An 8,431-nucleotide genomic window follows, 5' to 3' on the forward strand; every position below is an offset into this window, starting at 1 on the left:
TATCGCTGCTCGCTCCCCACCTTCGTCTGAGCCTGCGAACAACCAGTTTTTCCGGCCCAGAGCCACACCGCGCAGGGCGTTTTCCGCGATGTTGTTGTCGATCTCCGCCCAGCCGTTACTGCAGTACAGATTCAGCGCATCCCACTGTTTTAGCAGGTACGCGAACGCTTTTGCCGTATCTGAGTGCCGTGACAGTACCTTCATCTGCCCCTGTATCCAGTCATACAACGATTGCATCCGCGGGAGGGCTCTGGCTTTTCTGGCCGCCAGCCTTTCGTCTGCCGGGCTGCCGCGTATCTCCGCTTCGATGGCGTACAGTTCACCGATCCGCTTCAGTGCTTCGGTTGTGGTGTCTGTCGGGATGCGGACGTGGACGTCGTGGATTTTTCGACGGGCGTGAGCCATACATGCCGCTTCGGTGATGCATCCGTCTTCGTACAGCGCATTGTAACCCCCATACGCATCGGCCTGCAGGATACCGCTGTACTCGGCAAGATGTTGTTGTGGATGAACACCCTTGCGGTCCGGTGAGTACGCGAACCACACGGCCGGTGGCATCGGCGAACCTGCGTTGCGATCATCCCGCACGTACACCCACAACCGGGCGGTCCGCGTTTTACCGCTCCCCGGCTCCTGTACCGGCACCGGGATGTCGTCGGTATGCACCTTTCCCGGCATCAGCACATACTGGCGCTGCAGATCCCAGAGCGGCTCCAACAGTTCGCTCACCGCACCGGACCAACGCCCCAGCGTGGCACGGCTCAGCTCTACACCCTGACGACGGTATATCTCCGACTGGCGATAGTGAGGCGTATGTTCTGCGAACTTCGCCGTGACGATGCGCGCCAGCAGACCGGGGCCAGCGTAGCTGCGTTCAATGGGTTTTGACGGCATGGAAGCCTGAACGATGTGGTCACACAAGCAGCAGGCCAGTTTTGGCCGCTGTGTTTCGATGACCTTAAAAGCGCTGCTGATGAGCTCCAACTGTTCCGAGACATCGCAGCCGAGCGGACTCAGGCCACCACCACACGCCGGACAGGTGATTTCCGCTGGCGGCAGCGTGCGGGATTCACGCTGGAGTGATGCCGGCAACGGTTTGCGGGCCGAAGACTGGCGCAGCGGCTGTGGCATAACCGGGTCATGCTGTTCGCCCAGCACTTCCGCCATCTCTTCCTGCAGAGCGTTGATACGCTCCTGCGCCTCACACACCTGGCGTTCCGTTTTCTGGCGCCGCTTTTCAGAGCTTTTGCCGAACTGCATACGCTGCAGTTTGACGACCAGGGCTTTCAGCCGGTTGATTTCGCTGGCGTAAGCCGCCACCCGCTGTGAGAGCAGCCGGTTATACTCCGCCATCTGGCGAAGGCTTTGCTGCTGAGCGTCCAGCAGCGCCCTAAGTCGGGCATTTTCGTCGACGAGTGAACGAGCCATATTCCTACTTTACAGCAGGTTATATCCGTAGGCCAGGCCGTTCCATCCGCTGCGGGTGTTTCCAGTTTATGCCTTCCAGCAGCATGGATAACTGGGCGGGTGTCAGATAAACTTTTCCATCACGGGTCACTGGCCAGACGAAGCGCCCACGCTCCAGCCGTTTGATGAACAGGCACAGGCCGTCAGCATCAGCCCACAAGACTTTAATCATGTCACCCCGGCGGCCGCGGAAGATAAAAACCTGCCCGGAGAACGGGTTATCTTTTAGCATATTCTGTACTTTAGATGCCAGACCGTTGAACCCGTTGCGCATATCGGTGACCCCGGCCACGATCCAGATACGTGTTCCCACTGGCAACATGCTCATTGTGCACCGGCCTTCATTTCACTGATCAACATGTGCAGAAGCTCTGGGGTCAGACTCCCGCGGATACGCAGTATTCCAGAGGGAAGATCCAACTCGCAGCAGGGTTCTCCGACTGAAGGTGGTGCTATAGCCGGGGGCGGTTGTTCAACTGCCGTAGTGGGTTCAGTCAGTGTGACGGGCAGGAGTAATGGGCCATCACCCTGTGGGCGCAGAAGCCCACGTCTGTAAAGGTTACGCCAGTTGAACAACAGGTTGTCGTTGATATCGTGTTCACGCGCCAGTTGCGCCACATTGGTGCCAGGCTGAAGCGACTTTTCTGCCAGGGTGATCTTAAAATCACGTGGAAAGTTTGGCCTGCGAGGCCGTTTACGTACAGCGGGCTTTTCCAGCGAAACAGGCTCAGGGGAGGTAGATGCCTCAGGCCTGACCGTTGTGGTCCGCGCAGGATAAAGTAGGGCTTCGAGCTTTGCGAAGGTGATGCCATCAGGCAACGGCCAGCTAATCCCCTGTTTTCTGAAGCGAACAAAGAGATCGTAGAGGGTGCTTTTGGGGATGCCAAGCCGACGGCCGACTTCGGCTCTGGGTATGTGCACATCAAGATGTAAGTGCAGTGCATCAAGGAGTAAGGTCCGGTATTTCACAGGTATAATGTCCATTATTGAATGATGGACATTATTTTCCCTGAACCGGAGAGATATCGACAGACGGTCTAAATGAGCCGCTTACGTATGACGAATAGGTCCACAGTGCATAAATATGATGGGGTGCAAACCATCCCCTCGAACCGGTGTTGCGGTCAGACCAAGCACATATCTGGCATTTGCCTCTTTCAGTATCGCATTGAAAGAAACCGCGCCAATATGATGACACTCATCAACGATGATTTGCCCATAATTCCTGACCAGCGGGTCCACCTCTCCATGCCTGGATATTGACTGCAGCTTCCTGATCTGGCCTCAGTTTTCCCAGGAAGGTCACATCACATGCTGTACCTGCAAATCGTTCATCGATTATCTCACTGGCAATGCCGTTGTCGTTCAGTAAAGACAACGCGCTATCCAGACACCCGCGGGGCAAAGCAATGTGCTGAGGATAATTCTCAGCACAGCCTATCACACGGGGCTTATCCCAGACCGACATACGCATGGCCTGGGCTTTATAAAATTCAGGGGTCTGAAATGCTGCCAGCCGGATCAGTCGGTTGGCCAGCGCTTGAGGTAATTGTACTTTTTCGAAGTAGATCAGGTTTGCAAGCGTGATCTTCAGAGGATCCGGCAAAGAAATGTTCAGTCCGGTACCTGATGATTTTTCAGGTTTCCATGGTGTGGCCAAATCTTCTTCGTTGATAAAGGTCACATCCAGAGGGTGAGTATTTCCGGTAGCCCGTAATATCGTCGGTTCAATATCATGCGCGTTCATCGGTATCACCGATGCCAGGAAAGCCCACTGGTCAGTATAAGGCCGGAGGGCGGCATCAACAAAAATACTCCCACCCGACTCTCGCGGCCCTTTTTGCAGGGGCAGAGCAATCAGGTTACCGAATCCACCTTTTGGCATAATATCCTGATTAGGAAACAACCGATCATAAGAGCCCAGCTGGAACTGTCGGGTCCGGCTACAGGTATGACTGATAATAGCCGTCCCCAGACGGCGGGCATCCCGGGCTAGAACGCGGGACGCAAAAAATACCCAGATATGAGCGCCCTGACGTGACCTTGATACCTCCAGTGCTGCTGGCACACCAAGTTCATCGCAGGATTGCATGAACGCTAACGCATCGGCCTGCCATTCAGCTTCGTCAAAATCAACGGCCAGAAAATAACAGAAGTCGTCTTCCAGCAAAGGATATACACCAATGGTATGTTCACCTGCCAGATGCCGGTAGATAACGGGATCCGATACAGGAATAAGCTGGCGGTGAGCGCAGTCTCCACATTTTATCCGGGGTTTACCGCATATACCCGACTGGCACTCGTTGGCGCAGGCGGGAGAATAGCCCGATTTACCGCTGGTTTTACTTTTCCATCGCAGGGCCCATACATCGTCCCGCCCCTGAAACAGTCGCCGAAACAGCACAACCTTATCGTCAATGGATAAGGTTGATAATTTTTGCACCGGAACCTGCTGCTTAAGTTGCCACTCAATCCCATTGGCTTCAAGTAGCGAAATCAACCGGGCATTTTCTGCCCGCAGTGCCGATAATTCATCGCTGTCAGATTTGTGAACCATGCTCTGCTGTAAATCTCCGCATAGATTACGTCTGTCTGATCTCTGTCATCCGGTGTCTGGGCTGGGTGCAACCACCTCCGGCCTTTAATAAAAGAGATAATTAGTTACAACATCCATATGCTATTTTCACCCACTCACACCTAACCTTTGGTGTCTCCATTATTTTCTATAAGAGTAGAGTGGACAAACCTCGAAAAGAAGAGTTTTTACGCTGGAATCGCCAGAAATTGTGTCACTTGGTTGGTGGCCATTACTGTGCTACATGGAGGACACACAACACTATTACCGTGCTGCGATCTCAACCTTGGCTTTGAAAACCTCATCCAGTTCAAGTGCCACACGGGGGGTGTCTTGCGCAATGTAATCAAAGATGTTTTCCTTGTCAGCTTCGGCCAGCCCCTCCGGCGCTCCTGGTATTTCAGGTTCGCACTCTTCCTCTGACGGGCCACCCGACCGTTTTCCCTGTTCAGGAGTTCGTCATCTGCCAGCTGCATCAGACGTTCCTCGAACGACAACTCGCCGTAGGTCTGCGGTATTTCTCGCTGGCGGATTAGGCTCCCGGCCATGGCCGGGAGCTTCAGTTGGGTCAACTTCTTTAACAAGTTATCGCTCATGCCGTTCGTTCCTCTGTTTGCCAGTTAGTGGTAGTAGCCTGGACCGCGCAGGTTTTCATGCTCCAGCGAGGTCGGAGAGTGTTGTTCGCTCTGACGCGATAACGGGAGCTCCTGGTTCTCGCGATTGTGGCGCAGCAGGTTATCGATGAAGCGTCTGGCGACACCCATCAAATACGCTGTTGTCACCTCCATGGGTATCCGCATAACGGGGAAGAGTGACAATCTGCCCTCATCTAATCAAATTTATTAGCCAAAGACCTGTGACAAATAGCCCTTCGCCGTATGTTGCAGCTCGATAACTGTGACAACTAGCCCTCAGAGCGAGGAGCAAAGCCTGGGAACTGTGACAATGCGCCCTCTCAAGAGAGGGGCGGGTTAGAATAAGGGGGTTCCAGAGGGCAATTTGTCACTATTATGAAGTCTAGAACCGTCACTGAGGGCTAGTTGTCACGGTTATGGAAATAGTGAGGGTGCATTGTCACGGATAAACCGTAGTATCGAGGGCGACTTGTCACACTTCAACAAAAGAGAAAACAATATGTGTTGTAGCTCTGCCTGACTTTTTCTCAATATAATCAATGCTCATTGGCGTTCTTGCATTGATTTCATCTACAATAGGATTTAAGAATCGGCGGCGAAAATCAGGCATGCGAGTATAACTTTGCGGCAGTTGATAGCGCTCAATCATCCAGCCAATTCCTAGAATTGCTGTGCCGGTGCCGTCAGCACGCCGATATTGGCAGAGTGATTCGTAGAGTCGCATTGCATAAGGGCTTGTAATTTCTTTCGTTTCCCCCAGACGGAATTGAGTAAAACGATTCTGCAGACCAATAAAGAATGGGATAAGGTAAGGATTCAAATGAACGCTATAGAGGCCTCTCGCAGGACTCTGAGAACGTTTAATGAACCAAGGGTAAGAGTCGTTGGCCTTCTCATCACCTAAGTCATCCTCGGGGCGGTAGAAAACAACCTCTTTACCCACAAAGTTCTTCAGAGCGTTACGAATATCTTTGCTCGCTTCGGCAGACGTTAAACCGTAAATTTTTGCATAATCCGATACCGATATTTCACATATGCCGTTGTGTTGCTCTATGTTATTGAAAGCATCGTGTTTACGGATCTGGTCGACAAACAAATAGAGCATTCGTTTTTGGTCGCGAGACAAGCTATACGCGGCTTCAGTCAACTCATTAGATTGAACGATACGCTGTCCAACTTTACGGGGTTTTGCCTTCATTCCGGATAAGATGTTCATCGCGCCCTCGACTATGAACAGTGACAGTTAATGATGTTGTCACGGATGTGGGGGAGCTGTCAATAACACTGTGATTTAAGAGATAATTCGAGGGCAATTTGTCACAGCCTTGAGGGTAATTTGTCACGGTATAAACGTATTTTGAGGGTGATTTGTCACCCCGTCAGGGCAGTTTGTCACATTGTAGGCGCTGAGAGCCCCTTCCTTCAAGGCCTAGCGACCTTCTAAAAAGGTTTTAAAAAAAGATCTAAAAAGATCTTTAAAAATAAAGCTTGTATATGTGGATAACTCTGCATTTCAATTCAACGCATTTACAATCGCTAGCCAGCACAGCCGACTGCTCCTCAATACCAGGCTTCGCCTGAACGCTAAGTAGCGCCCACCGATACCGGAGGGCAATATGGTCAACCACTTCAAACACATAGTCCAGGGGCCTATGTAGCTCTTTTGTCTGTACTAAATACATCGCTCAATAAAACATCAAGTATGATCTCTCAATAAAAAATCACTTCTGATTTAGGCATACAGCCCCCTAAGCGCTGTCAGCAAGCTGCCAGCACTAAGTCCCCGATACATCGCGGCTATGCCGCGCTAACGGGGTTAAAAGGGCTTAAATCAGCATTTTCATCGCTGTTAATCTGCATAGCTTTCCAGCGCAGGGGGGGATCAAGATCTTTAATGATCCTCCACCGGCTTACGCCGGGCCTCGGCGGTTTAACTACAGAGTCATATAAAACAACATCATACCGCCTTACATGCGCTACGCGCATCTAAAGACAAGTATTCGAGGGTCGAAGGACAGTCATGTAAAAAACCACAATAATAATTTAACTCATTGTTGTAATTTAAATAAGTCAGGTAATCCCGGTTCTTCCCGAGAATTACCTGACTTATTTAAATTACAGCCTTCTACGCACGCAATCTGATCAACTCAGCTATTTTACTGGCAATTTCATCTATCGACTTGGATTGCGGTACTTCGTACCACCTTGTCTGCAAAGGACTGGCTGAAGTCTACAGCCTGCTGTTTTGTGATGTAATGCGATTTACAAATTGTAATCAATCCTCCTATATAGGGTTCCGCGCACATTTCCCCGGAAATGTCCCACATCATGTCTAAAAATCATTTATTATCATAAGGTTAAACTTTAAAATTATTCGTCCTATTTATCACTAGATGGATCTACGTTTTCCAAGATACCAACTAGATCAGTGATTACCGCTTGCTTCTCAAAGGAATAATTTCCACCTAACAGAATATGTCCCAAGACTACAGGAGCTAAATTAGCTAACATATCAATAGCCTCTTTATTATCCGTCTATTCAAATTTTTCCACTAATCCTGATAAAATTGCAGCATTGTAGTAAATAATGCAGTTCGCAATCAGCCTAGCACAATCATTCCACTGATCTATTTGATAATCGCTGCCGCCACGGAATTGATTACTGTATCACTGATACTATAGCCCTTCTCAGTTGGTGATAAGCTTCTCCTCTGTTTAATAGCGGAGTTTGCGGTGCTGATGACAGGCTTCCTAGGCACCGACCCGTACCAGTGCATTCTGTGTGGCGATCGGTTGTATTTTACCGGCGCTCAGCAGGCGAACACACCACCAAACTGTTGTCTGACAGATTTCATCGACTGGCTAAAAAGCGATGGCTTCAGATGCCGGGGTTAGATTAGTGCGCCTGAAAGATGTTTTTAGATTAAAAACACATTAAAACTGGTATTTTTATACATAATATATCGTTGGTCTGCACTATCAGCGGATCTGTCACGCTACGGTTTATGGTTAAGAAGCCCCAAAAAGTGCGTTTTAGATTCTTAACCATCAAGCAGGCTAAAACCACCTAAAACAAAATAGGTAAGAGATATTTCAACCTATCCCTATCCATGCACCTTAGACTCAATCAATGAGTCTAAGGTAGCCCAGTTTACTTAAGGTAACTGATGGAACCATTCATAATGTTGATACGACCATTCGAACAACGCGTCCTTATTTTTCATTTCGTACTTATCAAAAAAAGCGGAGAATTTTGATTTATCAAAATGATCGGCTGCAATCAACAGGTGATATTCCTGCCTGGCGGGGTAAGGAAGGGTAGACAGAAATCCGCCTGAGCGAGCCCCCTGCATCGGGCAATCATAAGACTGACAACATCTCGGGCCAGATCCCCAGCCTTGCTGTCCTCCGTATGGTTTTCCAGGTACAGCAAAAGAACTCGCGGTAAATAACAGTGTCGTTGATATAATTAACATTGAAGTTATTTTTCGCATAATTTCCTCCTTTACGTTCATTCCGCATGTATTATTTTACATTAGAAATAGTTCCTACATTAAATCAATGATACAATTTATTGATCAGTGTCATTTAAATAGCGAGGAACCGTAAATTATTGTTCATGGTTAGGAGATTGAATCGACCATTTTTGAGATCCCTAACCATAGATCGTAGCGTGTCATACTCCCAGAGGGCGGGGAGTGCCGAGCGATTACGCGTAAAAATGCCAACTTTGCTGAGTTTTTAAACTAAAACC

6 protein-coding genes and 4 pseudogenes are annotated in these 8,431 nt (G+C 49.5%); 1 reads left to right on the plus strand and 9 read right to left on the minus strand.

The features are described 5' to 3' along the window. From tnpC to ACRDCA_RS03545, 8 genes and pseudogenes are all read right to left on the minus strand, one after another. Window positions 1-1,428 (minus strand): IS66 family transposase (gene tnpC, locus ACRDCA_RS03510; RefSeq protein WP_438688317.1); only part of this gene is annotated, 1,428 nt, incomplete at its 3' end. Window positions 1,429-1,447: 19 nt separating this feature from the next. After that, the gene (gene tnpB / locus ACRDCA_RS03515) at window positions 1,448-1,795 is read right to left on the minus strand and encodes an IS66 family insertion sequence element accessory protein TnpB (protein ID WP_438688318.1); all 348 of its coding nucleotides are present in this window, start codon (window positions 1,793-1,795) and stop codon (window positions 1,448-1,450) included. Further along, window positions 1,792-2,436, minus strand: coding sequence for an IS66-like element accessory protein TnpA (tnpA, locus tag ACRDCA_RS03520; RefSeq protein ID WP_438688319.1), 645 nt, complete (start codon window positions 2,434-2,436; stop codon window positions 1,792-1,794). Before tnpA ends, tnpB begins: the two co-directional genes overlap by 4 nt. Window positions 2,437-2,520: 84 nt before the next feature. Further along, window positions 2,521-4,024 (minus strand): annotated as a pseudogene (locus tag ACRDCA_RS03525) (TOTE conflict system archaeo-eukaryotic primase domain-containing protein); the annotation flags it as partial. A 395-nt stretch (window positions 4,025-4,419) separates the two neighbouring features. Next, window positions 4,420-4,638: pseudogene (locus ACRDCA_RS03530) on the minus strand (AAA family ATPase); the annotation flags it as partial. A gap of 24 nt (window positions 4,639-4,662) precedes the next feature. Further along, a complete protein-coding gene (locus ACRDCA_RS03535; protein ID WP_438688322.1) occupies window positions 4,663-4,824 on the minus strand; it encodes a hypothetical protein in 162 nt (53 codons plus the stop codon). A 325-nt stretch (window positions 4,825-5,149) separates the two neighbouring features. Further along, window positions 5,150-5,893: a replication initiation protein RepE gene (repE, locus tag ACRDCA_RS03540; RefSeq protein ID WP_438688320.1), complete on the minus strand. Its 744-nt coding sequence runs from the start codon at window positions 5,891-5,893 to the stop codon at window positions 5,150-5,152. Between the two features lie 1,163 nt (window positions 5,894-7,056). Then, window positions 7,057-7,396, minus strand: a pseudogene (locus tag ACRDCA_RS03545) (Tn3 family transposase); the annotation flags it as partial. An 8-nt stretch (window positions 7,397-7,404) separates the two neighbouring features. On the opposite strand from ACRDCA_RS03545, the pseudogene ACRDCA_RS03550 reads away from it, so the two are divergent. Then, a pseudogene (locus tag ACRDCA_RS03550) lies at window positions 7,405-7,577 on the plus strand (IS91 family transposase); the annotation flags it as partial. Between the two features lie 255 nt (window positions 7,578-7,832). On the opposite strand, the gene ACRDCA_RS03555 reads toward ACRDCA_RS03550, so the two are convergent. Next, on the minus strand, window positions 7,833-8,171 hold the full coding sequence (locus ACRDCA_RS03555) for a hypothetical protein (RefSeq protein WP_438688321.1): 339 nt from the start codon (window positions 8,169-8,171) through the stop codon (window positions 7,833-7,835). Window positions 8,172-8,431: the final 260 nt, after the last annotated feature.

The organism is Serratia sp. (in: enterobacteria) (assembly GCF_051654945.1).
Classification (GTDB): Bacteria; Pseudomonadota; Gammaproteobacteria; order Enterobacterales; family Enterobacteriaceae; genus Chania.